The sequence below is a fragment of the Streptomyces sp. NBC_01232 genome, assembly GCF_035989885.1.
GTDB lineage: Bacteria > Actinomycetota > Actinomycetes > Streptomycetales > Streptomycetaceae > Streptomyces.
Genome location: NZ_CP108518.1, coordinates 6,702,580 through 6,720,755 on the forward strand (window position 1 = coordinate 6,702,580; position 18,176 = coordinate 6,720,755).

Sequence of the window (18,176 nt, forward strand, 5' to 3'; positions counted from 1 at the left end):
CGAAGCCCAGTCCGACCCTCACCAACGACCACGGTCGTCGACGCCAGACCCTGCACGCCAGGCGTCGGCGGTCGTGGCTGTTCGTGGATTTGAGCAGCAGCTTCAACTAAGTGCGGCCCCGGTGCTGGAACACCGGGGCCGCTTCGAGCCGTCCACCTGCTAGGGAGAACACGACTCATGAAACACATCGTCGCACTTCAGAACCTCGTTACCTCATGGCCCGACGGCCTGGAGCCGACGGACGCGGAGCTGGACGCGATTGAGGTGGAGATGCCGGTCATCTCCGCCGAGGTCGAGTTGCTGGACGCGCTCATCGCGCTCCTGGACCGTCCGGCGTCGGATTTCGACGCGCGCCGGATCCGCCGGGCCCGCAACCGGGTGCTGGTCGCTCGCCGGGCTCTGGCCAACCAGGCCGCGGCCGCCGCTGGCACGGCGGGCGGTGCGGCATGAGCACTCCGATCCCGCTATCGGCCATGGCCGCGCCGCTGATGGCGCTGCGCATTTTTGAGGACCGGTACCGGCACTTGCCGGCGCCGTGCGTGTCGATCTCCACGATCGAGCCCAGCCTGCTGCGGCTGGCCTTCCACGACGACGTCGACGGGTTCGAGTCGTGGTGCCAGGCGCTGGGGATCTCGCTGGCGAAAGTGCAGCACAGTGTTCAGGGCGAGGGCGGCCGTACCCGCGTCATGAAGGCCGAGACCAACTACTCCGGCGGGCCCGTGCGGCTGGTCTGCTTCGCCACGATCCCCGCTCCGGAGGGCGAGCGTTCACGGGCGGAGGTCGCCTCGTGAACGGCAGCGGCGTGAAGGCTGGGCGCCCGCTGACGGGAGCCCAGAAGTTCGTCCTCGGGCTCGCGTTCGCCCCGATGCTCGCCACGGGCGCGGCCGGCGGCTACGGGACCTACTCCAACATCAAGGGCGCCTACAACTCCGGCACCGCGCTCGGCGCGGTCGCGGCCGGTGAAGGCGCCACCGCGGTCCTGGCCCTGGTGCTGCTGGGGCTGACCATGCTGGGGCAGTCCTCCCCGCCCGTTGTCCGCGCCGGGCTGTGGGCCCTGCCGGCCGCCGCGTCGGCCATGTCAGCCGTTGCCGCGCCGGACGGGCCGCGCACGGTCATCTACGCGATCACCCCGCTCGGCATGTCTGTCTCGGCCGAGGGTATGGCGTTCCTGGCCCGCCGGATCGTGGTCCACGTCGACGGCCGTGACGCCGAGGCCGAAGCCCGGGCGGCGGCCGTTGTCCAGGCTCTGGCCTACCACCGCGCCCGGGCTGCGAACCATCCCGACGAGAAGGTCCGCGAGCGTTCGGACCGGGCGTCGTGGCGCCTGGCCCGCAGGGTCGGCACCGCGGACACCACGCTTGGGGCGCGGCTGCTGGAGGTCCAGCGGGAGCGGATCACCACCGGCGCGGACGTCGCTCTCGGCGACATGTTCGCCATCACCGTCACACCCTCGACCGCGCCCGTCACGGGAGGGCGTGACGCCGTCACGGCGGCCGCGACTCCCGCCCTTCCCCCAGTGCCCGAACCGGGGCAAGGGGAGGGGCCCATCGGGGGCGGGCGTGACGGGGGAGACACGCAGGTCAACGACCCGCTGACCGGACCGGAGGGGGATGGCGTCACGCCTGCCGTCACGCCCGTGACGCTAGACCAGCTCGCGGCCATCGCAGGGGTCCCCACCCCGCTGATCGGGGAACCCCTCCTCGACGAACAGATCGTGGTCGTCCTCAGGTACCTGCGCTACTCCGCCGACCCGCCCCTGTCCTACCGGCAGACCGCTGCCGCCTTCCGCGAGTCCGGATTCACCGGAGGCGAAGCCAGGATTCGGGGCGCCTGGGCCACCCTCATGGCTCAGGAAGAGAGCCCCCGGTGACCACCCTCCCCAGTTACTCCTGGCGCCTCGCCCCCGACGGCCTGGCCACCCGCCGGCAGCTCCGCGCCGCCGGTCTTCGTCCCGGTGGTCAAGAGGTCGTCGCGCAGGTGGAGCGGCCCCGCCGCCGGCGGGGCCCGCTGGTCGCCTTCCTCTACCGGATTGAGCTCGCTCGCCCGGTCCGCCCGATGACCCCGGCCAAAGCAGCCGCTCTGGCCAAGGCGAACACCGCCCGGCGCACCTGCCCGACCTGCCGACGCGATGCCGGATACGTCATCCCGACCTTGCTTGGCATGTGCGTGGCCTGCCACGACTTCCCTGAACAGCGCGCCGCCTGAACCTCCCTACTGCCTGAAGGAGTTCTGCTGTGTCTCGCCGTACCCGCACACACACCGCGAAGGGCGCCGCGCCCACCGTGCACATTCCCCGGCAGCGTGGGCGGCGTGAGCCGGTCATCCTCGTCGTCACGTCCGAGCCGCCCCCGACCCTGACCATGCGTGCCGTGCTGGCTGTGGGCCGGTGGGGGTGGAAGCACCGCCGCGCCTGGGTGCCCACCGGCATCTCCACCGCTCTGCTCCCCGTGACCGGGATCGTTCACCTGATCGAACCCCGCACAGCATGGGCCTTCGCCGCCCTCGCACTGGCCCCGGCCGGCATGTGGGTGTGGGGCATGCTGCGCCGCCGCCCAGCCTCCCGGCAGGCCGCGCTCTGGCGAGCCCTCCTCGTCGGCTTGGCGACGGCGTGCGCGGCCTGGATGGCGCTCGCTGCCGGGTTCGGCCCGCACCGCCCGCTCCTGTTTCTGTTGTGGGCCGTTCTGACGCTGGCCGCGCAGGTCGGCTGGCTCGTCGCCCGTCACCTGACCTTCGTGAGTGAGAAGGAGAGCTCCTGATGGCGAACACCACCTCGGGCATGACCGGCGGTACCGGCGGCGCCGGATGGAAGACCACCGGCCGCCCGCAGCAGGCCCGTACGCAGCGTCCGAGGTCCGCGCCGCGGGCTGGCGCGAACGGCTCCCAGACCAAGGTCAACAACAAGACGTTCTCGCCCGGCTTCACCCTGAACATCGACGCGGGCGGCCGTGGCAACAACGGCGGCCGCCACGCCGCCCCCGCCGGCGGCGGTCAGGGCGGGGGCCAGGCGCAGTCGCTGTTGCCGGCGCCGGAGTTCAGCTCACCCGCGCAGGTCCGCCAGTACTGCAACGCCGTCCGCGCCGCCGGGGTGGCTCTGTCGATCGAGGTCGCGATGGGCGCGGAGATCCTCAAAGCCACGTTGGTACAGGTGCCCGACCCCGACGGCCGTATCGGCGGCTCCCGCTTCCGGGCGGCGAAGGTCGCCCGGAAGATGCAGCGCGCAGCCGACGCGCTCCGGGATGCGGCGAAGAACGCTGCCGCGACCTACGCCCTGTTTCAGCAGGAGTACGAGGAAGAGATCAACCGCGTCCGCCACCGCGCCCGCCCGTCGCAGCCGCGCATGGACTGGGGCCAGCTCTAGAAGGGAGAGAAAGTGATGGCAACCGCCGACCGCACCACTGTTGAGCAGCAGTACGAAGACCAGCTCCGCGGCGCCTCCGACAGTGCCGGCATCACCGGCTACATCCTCCACCGGGCCAAGCCCCACCTCCCGCCCTGGCTGTGCGTCGGCGGCATCGGCCTCGCCTCCCTCGGCAGCCTCCTGTGGGAGGGCAGCGCCGCAGCCGGCGTCGGCCTCACCCTCGCCTCCGTCGCCCTGACCGGGGTCACCTGGTGGGCGGGCAAGGCGACTGGGCAGCAGCGCCGGCTGCACTCCGCCATCACCGTCGCCGCCGGGTCGGCGTGGCTGACGGGGGCCTGCCTGGCCGGGCCCCTGACCGGGCCGCTTCCCGACCTGTACCTGATGGGCGGTCCCGCGCTCGCGCTGTCGTGGAACATCCGGATGGTGCTGCGCCGCAACGTCGACGGCACCACGGTCGGTGGCACGGACAAGGGGCTGCTGGAGAAGGTCGGGCTGGCGCGGGCGCAGATCGGGGCCACGTCGGTGGAGCCGAACCGGGTCACCGCGAAGATGGCGCTGGAAGCCGGGGAGCAGACCAACGAGGACGTTGCGAGGGTCCTGCCCCGGATCGCGTCCGCGCTCGACCTGCCGAAGTCCGCCGTCCGGTACATGCCCGACCCCGACTCCGCCCGCCGCGGTGACCTGGTCATCGTCCCCGAGGACATGCTCGCCCAGGTCGCGGAATGGGAGGGCCCGTCCAACCTCGGCGGGAGCATCGCGGAGCCGCTGGTCATCGGCCGCTACGACGACGGCTCACCCCTCGTGATCTGGCTGCCGGGTGATCCGGAGATCAAGCGGAACAGCACGCACGTGCTGATCGCGGGCGGGACCGGATCCGGGAAGGGCGAGACCGCCCTGAACCTGATGACGGAGATCCTCTCCCGCCGCGATGTGCTGCTGTGGGTGTCGGATCCGAAGATGTTCCAGGACTTCCGCCCGCTCCTGCCCGGCATGGACTGGTCGGCCGAGGGCGGACCGGACACCGAAGTCATGGTCGAGGCCATCAAGGTCGTCATCCCCGCCCGTACACGCTGGCTCGGCGCCCACGGCTACCGCCAGTGGATCCCCGCAGCCGCACTACGGCAGAACGATCCCGCCCAAACCTGCCAGCCCGGCCGGGCCTGCGGGTGCGAGGGAATGCCGTTCCTCGTCACGTGGATGGAGGAGGCCGCCAACACCCTCCGGCTCATGGGCGACGACGCCTTCACCGGAATCGCACAGGAAGCCCGCTCCGCCGGCGTCTCCCTCATCGTCTCTCTCCAGCGCCCCTCGTACGACCAGATGTCCACCTCCACCCGTGCCTCCCTGCCGTCCGTGATCGCCCTCGGCTGCGACCCCCGCGACGAAGGGTTCTCCCTCCCCGACACCGTCATCGACGCCGGCGCCCACCCCGGCGCGTGGGGCAACCGCCGGCCCGGCTACTGCTACGTCGTCTCCCCGGGAATCCCCGAGGACCGCTACCCGTCCCCGGGCCGCACCTTCGCCCTCCCGCACACCGCCACCCCGACCATGGAAGCCCTCGCCGGATGGGCGCAGCACAACGGCGCCACCGCCGACCCCATCACCGCCGGCGCCGCCAAGGCCGTGGCCGGGCAGAACTACACCGGCCGCCCCGCCCTCGGCACCGCGCCCGTGCTCCGCCTGGTCACCGACGAGGGAGACGCCGGCATGGAAGCGGAATCTCACGGACTCCTCGTCGACCCGGAGGACGCCGGCATCGACCCGGAAGCCGACCTGCCCGGCGACGAGGACGGGGACGACGTTCCGCTGTGGGAGTCCCCGGGTTACAAGCCGTCTCCGGAGGAGGCTCGGGAGCTGTTCGCGGACGCGCTGGAAGAGTTCGAGACGGCCGGTCAGATGGTCGTCGGGCCGAAGGACTTCATCGACTGGTGCGACCGCCACAACCTCTCCCGCCCCTGGGTATCCGCCCGCCTGAAAGACGCAGCGCTGGACGGCCGACTGGAGCCGACTTCGGTCACCGGCAGGTGGCGGATCATCCCCCAGCTCGTCGAGGCCTGACGCCTGACACTCCCTGACACCATCAGGGACCCGTGACACCCAAACCCCTAGGCAAACCCGCTGTCAGACCCCGTGACACCCGCCGTCTGACACCCCCTGACACTCCTGCCTGACACCTCACCCATCGGGCCCGCGCCACCCACCCTGGCGCGGGCCCGACCCATACCCGGGAGGCATCCCCATGCCGCACAAGCCCGCCATCCACCACCCCGAACCGATCACTTGGTACCCCGCCCCGACCGACCACCCGACACACCCCGTGCCCGTGCTCGAGGAACAGGCGGGGATCCAGCTGGTGACCCTGCCGAACGGCACCCGCACCCTCGCCTACACCCACCCCACCCCGATCGAACCGGCCCCCGCCCCGGCTCCCGCGGCGGGTATTCCGGCATGGGCCAAGACGACCGCGCTCCTCGCCCCGACCCTCGGCGGAGGCATCGGAGCAGCCGGAATCGGAATCTCCTACGCCGCCCCGGGACTGATCGCCCTGACCGAAGCCCTCTGGGCACTCGCCGCTCTCATCGCGGTCGGCGCTCTCGCCCCGCTCCTCCTCAAGGCCACCCGCGGGACCGGACGAGGCACAGCGCCGGTCCAGCACATCACCCAGCACATCAGCGCGTCCGGACTGTTCGGCCGCGCCAACGGCACCCTCAACCGCTGAAGGAGAATCGCGCCGCTGCGCATCCGCCACGGGGTTCTATTCGGCAGGGTGGTGGCTGCGCCAATGGGCGGCGAGCCACACTTCGTGCTCGGGCCGCAGCCTCGCCGCCGGGATCCTGCCGTGAAGCTCGGCATAGAGCGGGTACGCGAGGAGGTCGTCGTCGACCTCGATGCGGCCGGTGCCGGGGTTGACGGCGATCTGTCCGCGGTCGAAGAGGCTGTGGATGTCGCTGCGCAGGAGCAGACCGCCCCAGTCGTGGTGCTGGCTCTCGTCGGCGTAGCTGTAGAGGTGGGCTGCCTGCAGGGCGGCCGCGGGTGCCGGTCCGGTGAACGCGCACACCTGGCCGTGGTCCTTCAGCAGCTGCTTGCGGAACGCGGGCTGCCCCTGCCGGGTCCGGACGTTCGCCATCCGGTGCCCGCCCTGTATCGGCCTGCGCGCCGTGTCCTGGCCGGGCTGCTCGTCGTCGATGTCGAGGTCTTCGAAGTCGACTCCCTCGGTGGCCAGGAGCGCATCGCGCAGCTTCTCCCACCGTGCCGGGCGCATGCTCAGCTGCGAGCGGGGCGAGTCGCACAGGGCCCGCAGCTCCGGGCCGGTCAGCAGGCCACGGCCGTCCATCCACGTTTCCCCGTGCCGAGACCGGTAGGTGATGACCGTCCTGGTCTTGCTGCCCGGTTCCTCGAACTGTGCACCGCACTTGTTGCACAGGCAGGTCGGCTTCAGCCGCTTGCGCCGCTTGAAGTCGGCCTTCTTGCACTGCGGACAGAAGTAGAGCGTCTTCACCTCGCTCCCGGTCTCGATGTGAGAGATCACGCCGAGGCCGAGCAGCTGCTTCTTGTCCCACAGGGCGATCACGTCGCCCACCTTCAGGTTCGCGTGGTTGGGGACGGTGTCGTCCCAGCTGTAGTGCTGCGACGGGTCGTCGTCATACCCGTCGTTCCCCCCGTGCTGCCGCTCATCACCAACAGCCAGCACCAGCCACGCAGTCGTCAAAGCCCGCCCCTTCGATCCGCCAAAGACCGGGGCAGCCGCTCTCTCGCCAAAGACCGCGGCTGCCCCTCACCCAGCTCAGACCAGAGAACTGGAGAGACCAGCATGACCCACCGCACTGACAACCCGCGAGGTTCCGGGCACCGGCCGCTGTTACTGGACGCGTTCTGCTGCCAGGGCGGCGCCGGCATGGGCTACCACCGGGCCGGATTCGACGTCACCGGCGTCGACATCGCAGCCCAGCCCCGCTACCCGCTCGGCTTCCACCAGGGCGAGGCGCTCGACTTCATCCGCGCGTTCGGGGAGGGCTTCGACTTCATCCACGCCTCCCCGCCCTGCCAGCGCTACAGCCGGGCCCAGAAGATCCAGGGCCGTACCCACCCCGACCTCATCGCCCCTCTGCGGGAAGCCCTTGAGGCCACCGGCCGGCCGTGGGTGATCGAAAACGTCGAGGAAGCCGCCCCCGAGCTACGGGATCCGCTCACCTTGTGTGCGGGCGCGTTCGGGATGCGGACCTACCGCCACCGCCTCTTCGAGACCGGCGGCGGCTTCACCTTCACCCCGCCCGCCCACCAGGCACACACCGCCCCGCTCGCCAAGATGGGGCGCCCGCGCCGGGCCGGGGAGTTCGCCCACTACGTCGGCAACTTCCCCGGCGTCGCCGAAGCCCGCGCCGACATGAGGGTCCCCTGGATGAGCCGTGACGGGATCCGCGAATGTGTCCCCCCGGCCTACACCGAGCACATCGGCCGCGCCGCCCGCGCCTTCCTCAACACGCAGGCGGTATCAGCATGAGCACTCGCGTCCTGCCGCTGCGGCAACCGAACGGGCTGCGGGTCCTGGACCTGTGCTGCGGTGCCGGCGGCCTCTCCATGGGCTACCACCTCGCCGGATTCGACGTCACCGGCATCGACATCCATCCCCAGCCGAACTACCCCTTCACCTTCCACCAGGCCGACGCCCTGGCCTACCTGGACCGGATCACCAGCACGGGCGAGGTCGCGGAGTACGACCTGATCCACGCGTCGTGGCCGTGCCAGAACAAGGCCCGCGTCACCGCCTGGCGCGGCAGCAGGGCCGACCACCCGGACCTGATCACCCCCGGCAAGAAGCTCATGCAGGCCTCCGGCCAGCCCTGGGTGATCGAGAACGTCCCCGAAGCTGCCTGGGACGGCACCCTCCGCGCCGACTACCTGCTCTGCGGGTCGCAGTTCGGCCTGAACGTCCGCCGCCACCGCACGTTCGAGACCTCCTGGGGCGGCGGCGGGGACCTCCTCCCGCCTTGCTGGCACCACAAGGACCTGCTGGCCTTCGAGCACAAGGGCGAGCGCGCATACGCGGATGCCATGGGCTGCACCTGGATGAGCAAGACCGAGGCCCGCCAGGCCGTCCCCCCGGCCTACACCGAGTGGATCGCCAACCAGTTCCTCACCCACGAGACGAGGGCCGCCGCATGAACCACGTGAGCCAGCACCTGCGGACCGCGCTCCAGCTCGCCGAACGCGGCCTGCCCGCGCTCCCGCTGCGGGAGGGCAAGCTGCCCTTCGGGAACTGCGCCGCCTGCACCCGCTCGGCCTGCGGGGACCGGCCGCACATGCTGTCCGCCGGCCCGTGCGAGTGCCCGGCCCCCTGCCACGCCTGGGGCGCCGCCACAACCGACCCAGACATCCTCACCTCACCCGCATGGGCCGCAGCATGGCGGCAAGCGCAGGCTGTCGCCTACCACCCCGGTGGTGCCGCGCTCACCGTCGTGGACCTCGACAACCCGGAAGCGGTCGCCTGGGCCCGCCAGGCCCTCCCCGCGACCAAGACCGTAGCGACCACCCGGGGAGAGCACTGGGTCTACCTCGGCACCATGACCTCCCACAACGGCGTCCGTCCCGGCGTCGACATCAAGTCCCTGATGTCCTACGCCCGCTGGCTCGGCCCCGGGACCGGCAGGATGCAGCTCCTGCCCGACGTCGTGCGCGCGCTCGCCGTGAAGGAGCCCGCCGCGGCCCGGCCGACATCATGTGCCGCCGCCGTGCCTCCGTTGGCCATGGATGGGGTGTGCCGACACCGGTCGCCCGCCTACCTGGAACGGGGCATCGCCATGGCGGAGCAGCAAATCACCGACGCACGCAGCGCGATCCACAACACCGTGTACCGGACGTTCCTCGCGGTGCTGTCCGCGCACGGCTGGTGCGGCTGCCTCACCGAGACGCACATCGGCCGACTGTTCACTGCCGCGCAGGCCAAGGGCGAGTCTCTGCGGCACTGCGAGATTGCCTGGGCCAACGCCCGGATGAAGCTGGGGATGTGACCGTGCCTGACGACGAGAAGGCCTCAGGCCGGGAGGTCATCACCGGCTATGCGCAGCAGAACTTCCGGTACTTCCGCACCGCGGACGGGACGGTCTTCGCGCAGAAGAACTGCCACCCGGTCGCGCGCCCGATCCGCTCGCAGGGCACCTCGGGCAGCCACAGGCAGGAACTCATGGTCGGCCTCTACGAGAACGGACACGGCGTGTTCAACGGAACCGCATTGAAGGAAGCCCTCGACCTCATCGAAGCCCTCGCGCTGACCCAGCAAGTCCAGCCCGTTCACATCCGCGTCGCACCCGGCTTCGACGGCGCGACCTGGCTCGACCTCGGCCGCAACGATGGCCAGTCCGTCCGCATCCACCCCACCGGCTGGGACATCCTCACCCCCGAGCCGGAGGAAGTCTGCTGGCGCCGGACCCAGCTCACCGGGGAGCTTCCGCTGCCGGCCAAGGACACCGACGGCAAGGGAATCGACCGCCTGCTGCAGCTGTGCAACTTCGCCAACGCCGAGACCGAGTGCCTGGCCATCGCGTGGCTGATCGGCTGCCTCGGACCGTCCGTGCCCGTCCCTGCCCCGTTTCTCACCGGCCCCCAGGGCGCCGGCAAGTCCACTGCGGGGAGGATGCTCGTGCGGATCATCGAGGGGATGAGCGGCGACCTGCGCCGCCCCCCGAAGGACGAAGAGAACCTGACCGCGGCCGTCGCCGCCGGATGGATCACCGCCCTGGACAACCTCTCCCACCTCGCTGCCGACCTGTCCGACCTGATGTGCTGCATCGTCACGGGTGCCGAGAACATCAAGCGCGCCCTCTACACCGACGGAGACGTCGTCCGCGCCCGCTACCGCCGGCCTCTTCTACTTACCGGCATCGACGTGGGCGTCATCCGCCCCGACCTTGCCGAACGGCTCCTCCCCCTCCGCCTGGAGCGCCCCCGCGTGCGGCGCACCGAGGCAGAGCTGTGGGCGGAGTTCGAAGAGATCCTGCCGGTCATCCTCGGGTCCCTGCTCGACCTGACCGTCAAGGTCCGGGCCGCCGAGGCGGACATCCCCACCGACCTGCGGATGGCCGACTTCGCCCACCTGTGCGCACAGCTCGACGCGGCCACCGGTTTCGGCGCGCTGAACGCCTACCGGGCCAGCCTGGACGAGCTGAATGACGACGTTATCGAAGGCGACCTCCTCGCCCAGACCGTCCTCAAGCACGCCGCCACCCTCGATCCGGGCGCGGAGACCCGGATGACCTCCTCCGAGTGGCTCCACGCGCTCACCCAGCTCTACACCGGCGAGGACTGCCGCCCCCTGCCCAAGGGGTGGCCCACCACCGGGAAGGTCCTCTCCGACCGTCTCAAGCGGCTCCAGCCCACCCTTGCCGCACGCGGCGTCCTCATCGACTGGGGCCGCACGAAGGCAGCCCGCTACATCGAGATGACCCGACCCGCCACGACCACGCCGGAACAGCAGGAGACCGCGTTCTGACCAGCAGGCCTCCCCGGCCGCGGGAACAAGCAAGAGGAGCACGCCCCCCGGCCCGGTGCTCCTCTTGCTTCTCCGGCGGCTCGCCGCCGCTGCAAAGGTCGTGCCGCGCAGCGGCTCCTCATTTCTCGCTCTGAACCTGTCGCACTACGACAGACACCCCACCCTTCTCGTCCGAAGAGAAGAGACCCTGCGTCACCCACGTCACGGGACACCGAAACCGGTGCTTCACCTGCGGCTTTACCGATGACGCAGGGGGACGGGGCTCCGTCATTCCGCGTCACCTGCGTCACTGGCCGGTGACGTAGACCAGCCCGCCCGGTGACAGACCTGCCGACGAGCTGTGTCACCGAAAACCGCAGGTCAGATAGCACGAGCGACGCAGGTGTCGCGGTGACGCAGAATCCCGCACCTCGGACAGCACGCCCCGCCAGGCCGACGAATCTGGAGAGGAACTGCTTCACGTGGCACTGATGGTCGTACCGGAGAGACGACTTCACAGCGTCGAGCAAGCGGCCGAACTGCTCGGCGTCGGGCGCTCCACGGCATACGAGGAGATCCGCCTCGGCCGCCTGCGCACCGTGCGTTCCGGCCGCCGCCGGCTTGTCCCCACCGAATACGTCGACGAGTACGTCGAACTACTCAAGCGCGAGGCTCAAGCCGCCGCTTAGCAGTAACCAGCCCACAGAGGGGCCGCACCGATGCCGGTGAGGCCCCTCTGCCATGCACGAAAGGTGCTAGATGGACGACGAGCGGGCACCGGCCCGTAAGGCAGCCAACGGCGAGGACTCCATCTACTGGGATGCGTCCAAGAATCGCTACATCGGGGCGGTCTCCCTCGGCTTCACTCCTGCAGGCAAGCGCAAGCGGCTCAAGGTGTCGGGCAAGACTAAAACCGAGGTACGGAACAAGATCCGAAAACTGAGGAGCGAGCTGGCCGCAGACGGCAAGGCTCCCGCGAATTACACCGTCGGCCAGGCCGTGAACGAGTGGCTGGCCAAGGGTCTCCGAGGCCGCGACGAATCAAGCCTCGCCCTGTACGGAAGCCTGGCGAAGAACCACGTCGTCCCCCAGCTCGGGCACGCCAAGCTGCAAGAGCTCGAAGCCGACACCGTCGACGACTGGCTTGTCGGCAGAGCTGAAGTCCTGGGGGACGAAGGTCTGAAGAAAGTACGTTCGATCTTGAAGCGTTCCATCGATCACGCCAGGAGGCGCGGACGCGCCAACCGCAACGTGGTCGAACTGGTCGACCTTCCCGAGGGCCGTCCTGGGAAGCCGAGCAACTCCCTCTCCATGACCGAGGCCGAGTCGGTCTTGCGAGCCCGGGAGGGCACCTGGATCCACGCGTACGTGGTTCTCGCGCTGCTGGTGGGTGTCCGCACCGAGGAGGAGCGACCCCTCACCTGGGCCCACGTGCACACGGAGGCGCAGGGAGACGCCAAGCCGTATATCGATGTCTGGCGTTCTGTTCGCCGTCGGGGCGAGACAAAGACCGTACAGAGCCGCAGGTCCCTGGCCATGCCTCTCCAGGTTGCCGAGGTCATGAGGGACTACCGCAGCAGGCAGCAGGAACAGTTCAGGGCTGCAGGGAAGGTCTGGAGCGCGGAAGGGCTGGTCTTCCCCGATGACCACGAGAAGCAGCGAACATCGACCAACGTTCTGCGCAACTTCCGTTCGTTGCTCCGCGACGCCGGCGTGAAGAGTCCCGAGAAGTGGACAGTGCGGATGCTCCGCACGAGCTGCGTTTCGCTGCTCTCCGCTCACGGGATTCCCATCGAGGCGATCGCCCTCGTGGTGGGACACAGCGGAACGCATACGACGGAACGTGTGTACCGCAAGCAGCTTCAGCCCGTCATCAGGCACGGCGCGCAGGCCATGGACGAGATTTTCGGATCTGGGAGAACGTTGCTCTCCGCTGATGTCGAGGACTGATTTCGCCTGCGTGGCCCCCTGTTTGGCTCCCTTGTGTCGGGTCTTTGCCTGGCACAAGGGGCTGACCAGGGGGCAAGGCTGTATGCCCAATCCAGCTGCGCTTACCTGAGAGGTAATCGACCCGCTCCAAGGCCCCCGGCACAGTGGACGCAACGGGTTCCGGGGCCGCGCACTCGGTTCCGGAACCCGTGTCCCGCCCGCCCGTCCCACCCTCGATGGAGGCTGATTCCCATGTCCGCGACCCCGCTCGCCGGCTTCGCCCGCACCCGCGTCCCGCAGACCGCGCTGCGCCGCTTCCTCGCCCTCGACTCCGTGGTCACCACCGCCAACGGGCTCGCCTACGTCGCCTTTTCCGCCCCGATCGGCCGGCTGCTCGGGGTCGGGCAGGGGCTGCTGCCGGTGCTCGGGATCCTCCTCGTCGCGTACGGGGCGGGGGTCGGCCTGCTCGCATCGCGGCGGCGGCCGCCCGCCCTCCCCGTGAAGCTCGTCATCGAGACGAACTACGCCTGGGCCGCCCTGAGCCTGGTCTCACTCGCACTGTGGACCGCGCCCACCACGGCCGGCCTGGTGTGGATCCCGGTCCAGGCGGCCACCGTGGCCGGCTTCGCCGTGCTCCAGCAGCTCGCGCTGCGGGCGGGCTCAGCCGCCCAGTGAGCGGAGGTACTTCACCGTCGCAGGGTCGGCCGGGAGCATCGTCTCGATGGCCAGCTCGGCGACGGTCACGTCCATCGGCGTGTTGAAGGTCGCGATGGACGACACGAAGGACAGCACGTGCCCGTCGTGCTCGATGACCAGCGGCAGCGCGATGTACGGAACGGGCTCGTCCGGTGCGCTGTCGCCCGGGCGGCCGGTGACCGGATAGGCCGACACCTCCTCGTACAGCGCGCGCAGCGGCTCGGACCGGGCCAGCGCGATCTGCCGTTCCATCTGCGCCAGCAGGTGCCCGCGCCACTCCCTGAGGTTGCGGATCCTCGGTGCCAGCCCCTGCGGGTGCAGGGTGATCCGCATGGCGTTCAGCGGCGGGGCCAGCAGGTGATCGGGCAGCCCTTCCAGCAGCATCGCGATGCCCTGATTGGCCGCGACGACGTTGTACACGGCGTCCACGACCAGTGCGGGATAGGGCTCGTACCCGGTCAGCAGCTGCGCGATGCCCTCGCGCAGCGTCTCCATCGACGGGTCGTCCAGTGCGGTGTGGGCGTAACGAGGCGCGTAACCCGCCGCCAGCAGGAGTGAGTTGCGCTCCCGCATCGGCACGTCCAGATGGCCGGCCAGCCGCAGCACCATCTCCTCGCTCGGCCGCGACCGGCCCGTTTCGATGAAGCTGATGTGCCGCGACGAGGATTCGGCGCGGCCCGCCAGTTCCAGCTGGCTGATGCCGCGCCGCTCCCGCCAGGCGCGCAGCAGGGTGCCCACACTCGTCATCGTCATGTGCACGACGGTAGCCGAGGGGGCTCAGCCCAGGTCGAAGACGTTCCGCAGGCCGAGACGGTGGCGCCAGAGGTCGTGGCGCTTGGCGGCCTCCAGTTCCGGCGCCCGGTACAGCGGTCGGACCGTGCACCGCGGCGCCGGGGAACCGTCCCGGTCCAGCAGGGAGTTGACGGCAGCACGGGCCGAGGCGTTGGCGCCCTCCATCGTCGCCAGGTCGATGTCGACCGCGACGTAGTCCCCGCTGAGGAAGAAGTTGGGGATGCGGGTGCCCGCGCTCGGCCGGTTGTGGAAGGTGCCGACCGGGTGGATGAGCAGCTCGTCCTGGTTGGTGGGGTGCGGGGTGCCGAGCCCGTCCACGCCCGGGTCCAGGAACCAGGAATGCAGCTTGGAGTCGGCCAGCAGTGTCTTCCCGGTGTCGTTGAGGGAGGCCTTCAGCTGCGCCCACACCTCGCGGGCCACCTCCTCGCGGGTGCACTGCTTGGCCGTCCTTCCGTACAGGATCCCCGGCTTGTCCCACTCCGAGATGTCCACCGACAGGCAGTCGACCGCGCTCCCGTCGCCGTAGTCGGCCGGGAAGTCCCGGTCCGGCCAGTGCTCGGCCTGCTGGATCGCGGTCAACGACCATGGGGAGTCGATGCAGTTGAGATGGCCGTGCACCAGTGGGGCCCGCTCGGTGAGATAGAACTGGATGCCGGTCATCCAGTCCGTCTGCAGCCGGTCGCAGCGCCCCAGCATCGGATCGGCGGCCCGCAGCGCCGCGCTCCAGGTGCGGCGGGCGTGCTCGACGGGCAGCGCGCTCACGTAGTGGTCCGCGGTGACGCTGTGCACGGCGCCGTCCGGGCCCTCGACGGCGACCCCGCTCACCCGGCCGCCCGCGCACCGCACCTCACGTACGGTCCAGCCGATCCTGAACTCCACGCCGAGGGAGCGCAGATGGGCCTCCCAGGGGTCGATCCAGGCCTCGTTGGTCGGCAGGTTGAGGATCCGGTCGGGCGGGCCGTCGGCCCCGCGCCCCAGCAGGTTGAAGACGAAGGCCTCACCGAGGGTGCCGACCGTACGGGTGGAGGCCTCCTCGGCCTTGGTCGCCACGATGTTGCGGGTGATGCCGACGGCGAGGATGCGCCGGTACTCGTTCGACATCCGCGCCGCGCGCACGAAGTCCCACCACGGGGTCCGTTCCCACACCTCGTCGCGCCGCTCGTCGCAGCTGGTGAGGAAGACGAGCACGCGATCGACGAAGTACGCCGTCTCGTGCGGCGGGAGCCGGACCAGTGTCTGCAGGATGCCGGTGAGGGCGCGCCGGAGCTCCTCGGGCGTCAGCTCGGCGGGGGAGTGCTCCGGCCAGGGGATGGGCGCGCGCAGGTCCTCGCGCCCGGCCGCCCGGGCGAACATCATCTCGCGGGGCGCGACGAGGTTGTCCCACACGCCGTGCGCGTTCCCGGGGAAGGGGATCCGCCGCATCGTGTCGGGCAGGTTGTGGTAGATGCCGGGGATGAAGCGGAAGCCGTGCTCGGCCGGCAGCGGCCGGCGCCCGCCGCGGGCGCTGCCGGGCACGTCCATGCTGCGTGCCTTGCCGCCCAGCGCCCGGCGCTCGTACACCGTCACGGCGTAGCCGCTTTCGGCGAGTTCGTGCGCGGCGGTCAGGCCGGCCACCCCGCCGCCGAGCACCGCGACACGCCGTCCGGCCGACGGCGAAGGCGGTACCGGCGGACTGCCCGCGGCTGCCGTGGCCGCCGCGGCCGGCGTCGCCCCGCCTCCGGCCGCGACCGCCCCCGAGGCGGCCGCCGCGCCCGCGCCCGCGATGAACGTACGCCTGGAACTCCTTGTGCCCGCCATGGCGAATGCCCTCTCGTTACCGCTGGTAACAGCCTGTCCGGCGCAGGAGCATATGAGGGGCCGGATGGACGCGGAAGGCGTAGAAGTACCCGAGCGCACTATGGCGCGAAAGGATTGTTCCGTCGTCCACTGTGGGAACCTTGACTACACGTCACGGGAAAAGGAGCCGGTGCATGCCGAGTGAGCCGCTGTCGCAGAAGGAGATCGAGGACCGGTTGCGGGAACTCCCCGGCTGGGCCTTCGAGGACGACCGGATCTTCCGCACCTACCGGCTGGGCACGCACTTCGCCGCGAGTGCCCTCGTCGCCCATATCGCCAGCGTCCAGCAGGAGTTGAACCACCACTCCGACCTGACGCTCGGTTACAACACGGTCCGGCTCTCCGTGAACAGCCACGACGCCGGTGACGTGGTGACGGAGTCCGACTTCGCCCTCGCCGAACGCGTCGAAGCACTCGCCCCGGCCCACGGCGCGAGCTGATGACCACGCACATACCGTCCGCGAGAACCCTGCTCGACTACGACGCCGAGGCCGAGGTCTACGACGCCACCCGTGGCGGCACCCCGCGCGCCGAGGCGGCCGCCGCCGCCGTCCTCGGACTGCTCCCCGCGGACACCGGAACCCTCCTCGACCTCGGCTGCGGCACCGGCATCGTCACCAGCCGGCTCAGGCGCCCCGCCCTGCACGTCCTCGGCGCCGACGCCTCCCACGGAATGGCCGCCGCGGCACTGCGGCGCGGCGTGCCGGTGACCCTGGCCGACGCGGCCCGGCTGCCCGTGCGGTCGGGATCACTGTGCGCGGTGAGCGCGGTGTGGCTCCTGCACCTGCTGCGCGAGCCGGGGCTGGTCCCGGCGGTGATCGCCGAGGCCGCGCGGGCGCTGCGGCCCGGCGGTGTCTTCCTCGCCACCGTGGACAAGGACTCGGCGCACGACGTGGGCAGCGACATCGACGCCGTCTTCGCCGCGCACCTGACCCCGACCCCCTCGGACGCGTCCGGGGAGGTCGAGGCCTACGCGGCCCGGGCGGGCCTGCTCCCGGTCGGCGAGGCCCTCTTCACCGGCCACGGCCAGGGCCGCAGCCCGCGCGGCTCCGCCGAGGCCCTGCTCGCGGGCCGGTACGCCTCGCGGATCGTCCCGCGCGGCATCACCGCGCAGGAGCTGGCGGCCCGGCTGGAACTGCTGCCGGACCAGGACGTTCCGCGCGCGGAGCCGACGTACCGCATACGGAGCTTCGTACGCGTCTGACCAGGGCGAAAGATCCGCCCTGAGCCCCGTTACACGTCGAATTCGGCCGGGTCCGGCCCGATCCGGCGGCCCGCGGCGCCCGCGCCCAGAGCGTCCAGGGCGGCGATGTCGGCGGCGTCCAGCTCGAAGCCGAACACGTCCAGGTTCTCCCGGATGCGCGCGGGCGTCACGGACTTCGGGATCACGACGTTCCCGTGCTGCAGATGCCAGCGCAGCACCACCTGCGCGGCGCTGCGGCCGTGCTTGCCGGCGATCGCGGTCACGGCAGGCAGGGTAAGGAGCTCCTTGCCCTGGCCCAGCGGGGACCAGGCCTCGGTGGCGATCCCGCGCTCGGCGTGCACCGCGCGCAGCCCGGCCTGCGGGAAGAGCGGGTGCAGCTCGACCTGGTTCACGGCCGGGACCAGCTCGCTCTCGGCGGCGAGCCGCTCCAGATCCGCCGGGCGGAAGTTCGACACGCCGACCGCCTTGGCGCGGCCGCTCGCCGCGATCTCCTCGAAGGTCTTCCAGATGGCGACGAAGTCGTCGCGCATCGGACGCGGCCAGTGGATCAGGTACAGGTCGACGTGGTCCAGGCGCAGCTTGGCGAGGGAGTCGTCGAAGGCGCGCAGCACCTGGTCCCGGCCCCACTTCTGCTTCGGGCCGTTCCACAGCTTGGTGGTGACGAACAGCTCCTCGCGCGCCAGCCCGGACGCGGCGACGGCCTTGCCGGTGCCGGCCTCGTTGCCGTAGATCGCGGCCGTGTCGATGCTGCGGTATCCGGCCTCCAGTGCGGTCCCGACGGCGTGCTCCGCCTCCGCGTCCGGCACCTGCCAGACGCCGAAGCCGAGCTGGGGCATGAGCGTGCCGTTGTTGAGCCTGATGGCGGGAACCTGGTTCACGTCTGGTCTTTCCCTCAC

General features: G+C 70.7%; 21 protein-coding genes. 17 read left to right on the forward strand and 4 right to left on the reverse strand.

Annotation, left to right across the window (positions count from 1 at the left end; genetic code table 11):
• The first annotated feature begins 177 nt into the window (after nt 1-177).
• The 8 genes from OG444_RS30865 (at nt 178) to OG444_RS30900 (ending at nt 6,077) form a co-directional block, all read left to right on the forward strand.
• Nucleotides 178-450, forward strand: a complete 273-nt coding sequence (locus OG444_RS30865; RefSeq protein WP_327265274.1) for a DUF6284 family protein — start codon at nt 178-180, stop codon at nt 448-450.
• Nucleotides 447-791, forward strand: a complete 345-nt coding sequence (locus tag OG444_RS30870; protein WP_327265275.1) for a hypothetical protein — start codon at nt 447-449, stop codon at nt 789-791. The genes OG444_RS30865 and OG444_RS30870 overlap by 4 nt, the downstream gene beginning before the upstream one ends.
• Before the next feature lie 74 nt (nt 792-865).
• Complete coding sequence (locus OG444_RS30875; protein ID WP_327266982.1) at nt 866-1,870, forward strand: hypothetical protein; 1,005 nt, start codon at nt 866-868, stop codon at nt 1,868-1,870.
• Nucleotides 1,867-2,205 (forward strand): RRQRL motif-containing zinc-binding protein, encoded by a 339-nt coding sequence (locus OG444_RS30880; RefSeq protein WP_327265276.1) that lies wholly within the window; start codon nt 1,867-1,869, stop codon nt 2,203-2,205. The genes OG444_RS30875 and OG444_RS30880 overlap by 4 nt, the downstream gene beginning before the upstream one ends.
• 29 nt (nt 2,206-2,234) lie before the next feature.
• Nucleotides 2,235-2,756: a hypothetical protein gene (locus tag OG444_RS30885; protein WP_327265277.1), complete on the forward strand. Its 522-nt coding sequence runs from the start codon at nt 2,235-2,237 to the stop codon at nt 2,754-2,756.
• Entirely contained in the window at nt 2,756-3,358 is a 603-nt protein-coding gene (gene traA, locus OG444_RS30890; protein ID WP_327265278.1) for a plasmid transfer protein TraA, read from the forward strand. Before OG444_RS30885 ends, traA begins: the two co-directional genes overlap by 1 nt.
• 15 nt (nt 3,359-3,373) lie before the next feature.
• A complete protein-coding gene (gene traB / locus OG444_RS30895; protein ID WP_327265279.1) occupies nt 3,374-5,416 on the forward strand; it encodes a plasmid transfer protein TraB in 2,043 nt (680 codons plus the stop codon).
• A 181-nt stretch (nt 5,417-5,597) separates the two neighbouring features.
• Complete coding sequence (locus OG444_RS30900; protein WP_327265280.1) at nt 5,598-6,077, forward strand: hypothetical protein; 480 nt, start codon at nt 5,598-5,600, stop codon at nt 6,075-6,077.
• Between the two features lie 36 nt (nt 6,078-6,113).
• Here OG444_RS30900 and OG444_RS30905 read toward each other — a convergent pair whose 3' ends face one another.
• Entirely contained in the window at nt 6,114-7,067 is a 954-nt protein-coding gene (locus tag OG444_RS30905; RefSeq protein ID WP_327265281.1) for an HNH endonuclease signature motif containing protein, read from the reverse strand.
• 102 nt (nt 7,068-7,169) lie between these two features.
• Between OG444_RS30905 and OG444_RS30910 the strand changes: the two genes are divergently transcribed.
• The 7 genes from OG444_RS30910 to OG444_RS30940 all read left to right on the forward strand — a co-directional run bounded on the left by OG444_RS30910 (nt 7,170) and on the right by OG444_RS30940 (nt 13,427).
• Nucleotides 7,170-7,859 carry an SAM-dependent methyltransferase gene (locus OG444_RS30910; protein WP_327265282.1) on the forward strand — a complete coding sequence of 230 codons (690 nt, stop codon included), beginning with the start codon at nt 7,170-7,172 and terminating at the stop codon, nt 7,857-7,859.
• A complete protein-coding gene (locus tag OG444_RS30915; protein ID WP_327265283.1) occupies nt 7,856-8,521 on the forward strand; it encodes a DNA cytosine methyltransferase in 666 nt (221 codons plus the stop codon). Before OG444_RS30910 ends, OG444_RS30915 begins: the two co-directional genes overlap by 4 nt.
• On the forward strand, nt 8,518-9,366 hold the full coding sequence (locus OG444_RS30920) for a bifunctional DNA primase/polymerase (RefSeq protein ID WP_327265284.1): 849 nt from the start codon (nt 8,518-8,520) through the stop codon (nt 9,364-9,366). The genes OG444_RS30915 and OG444_RS30920 overlap by 4 nt, the downstream gene beginning before the upstream one ends.
• Before the next feature lie 2 nt (nt 9,367-9,368).
• On the forward strand, nt 9,369-10,844 hold the full coding sequence (locus tag OG444_RS30925; RefSeq protein WP_327265285.1) for an ATP-binding protein: 1,476 nt from the start codon (nt 9,369-9,371) through the stop codon (nt 10,842-10,844).
• A gap of 470 nt (nt 10,845-11,314) precedes the next feature.
• A complete protein-coding gene (locus OG444_RS30930; protein ID WP_327266983.1) occupies nt 11,315-11,512 on the forward strand; it encodes an excisionase family DNA-binding protein in 198 nt (65 codons plus the stop codon).
• Between the two features lie 70 nt (nt 11,513-11,582).
• A complete protein-coding gene (locus OG444_RS30935; RefSeq protein ID WP_327265286.1) occupies nt 11,583-12,773 on the forward strand; it encodes a site-specific integrase in 1,191 nt (396 codons plus the stop codon).
• 231 nt (nt 12,774-13,004) lie between these two features.
• Nucleotides 13,005-13,427 (forward strand): hypothetical protein, encoded by a 423-nt coding sequence (locus OG444_RS30940; RefSeq protein ID WP_327265287.1) that lies wholly within the window; start codon nt 13,005-13,007, stop codon nt 13,425-13,427.
• On the opposite strand, the gene OG444_RS30945 is transcribed toward OG444_RS30940, so the two are convergent.
• Both OG444_RS30945 and OG444_RS30950 read right to left on the reverse strand, forming a co-directional pair.
• Nucleotides 13,413-14,201, reverse strand: a complete 789-nt coding sequence (locus tag OG444_RS30945) for a helix-turn-helix domain-containing protein (protein WP_327265288.1) — start codon at nt 14,199-14,201, stop codon at nt 13,413-13,415. The two genes, OG444_RS30940 and OG444_RS30945, sit on opposite strands and share 15 nt — an antisense overlap.
• 24 nt (nt 14,202-14,225) lie before the next feature.
• Entirely contained in the window at nt 14,226-16,037 is a 1,812-nt protein-coding gene (locus OG444_RS30950) for a hydroxysqualene dehydroxylase (protein WP_327265289.1), read from the reverse strand.
• A 173-nt stretch (nt 16,038-16,210) separates the two neighbouring features.
• Between OG444_RS30950 and OG444_RS30955 the strand changes: the two genes are divergently transcribed.
• Complete coding sequence (locus OG444_RS30955; protein ID WP_327265290.1) at nt 16,211-16,516, forward strand: 4a-hydroxytetrahydrobiopterin dehydratase; 306 nt, start codon at nt 16,211-16,213, stop codon at nt 16,514-16,516.
• Entirely contained in the window at nt 16,516-17,280 is a 765-nt protein-coding gene (locus OG444_RS30960) for a class I SAM-dependent methyltransferase (protein ID WP_327265291.1), read from the forward strand. The genes OG444_RS30955 and OG444_RS30960 overlap by 1 nt, the downstream gene beginning before the upstream one ends.
• 29 nt (nt 17,281-17,309) lie before the next feature.
• Here OG444_RS30960 and OG444_RS30965 read toward each other — a convergent pair whose 3' ends face one another.
• Nucleotides 17,310-18,158, reverse strand: a complete 849-nt coding sequence (locus tag OG444_RS30965; RefSeq protein WP_327265292.1) for an aldo/keto reductase — start codon at nt 18,156-18,158, stop codon at nt 17,310-17,312.
• Nucleotides 18,159-18,176: the final 18 nt, after the last annotated feature.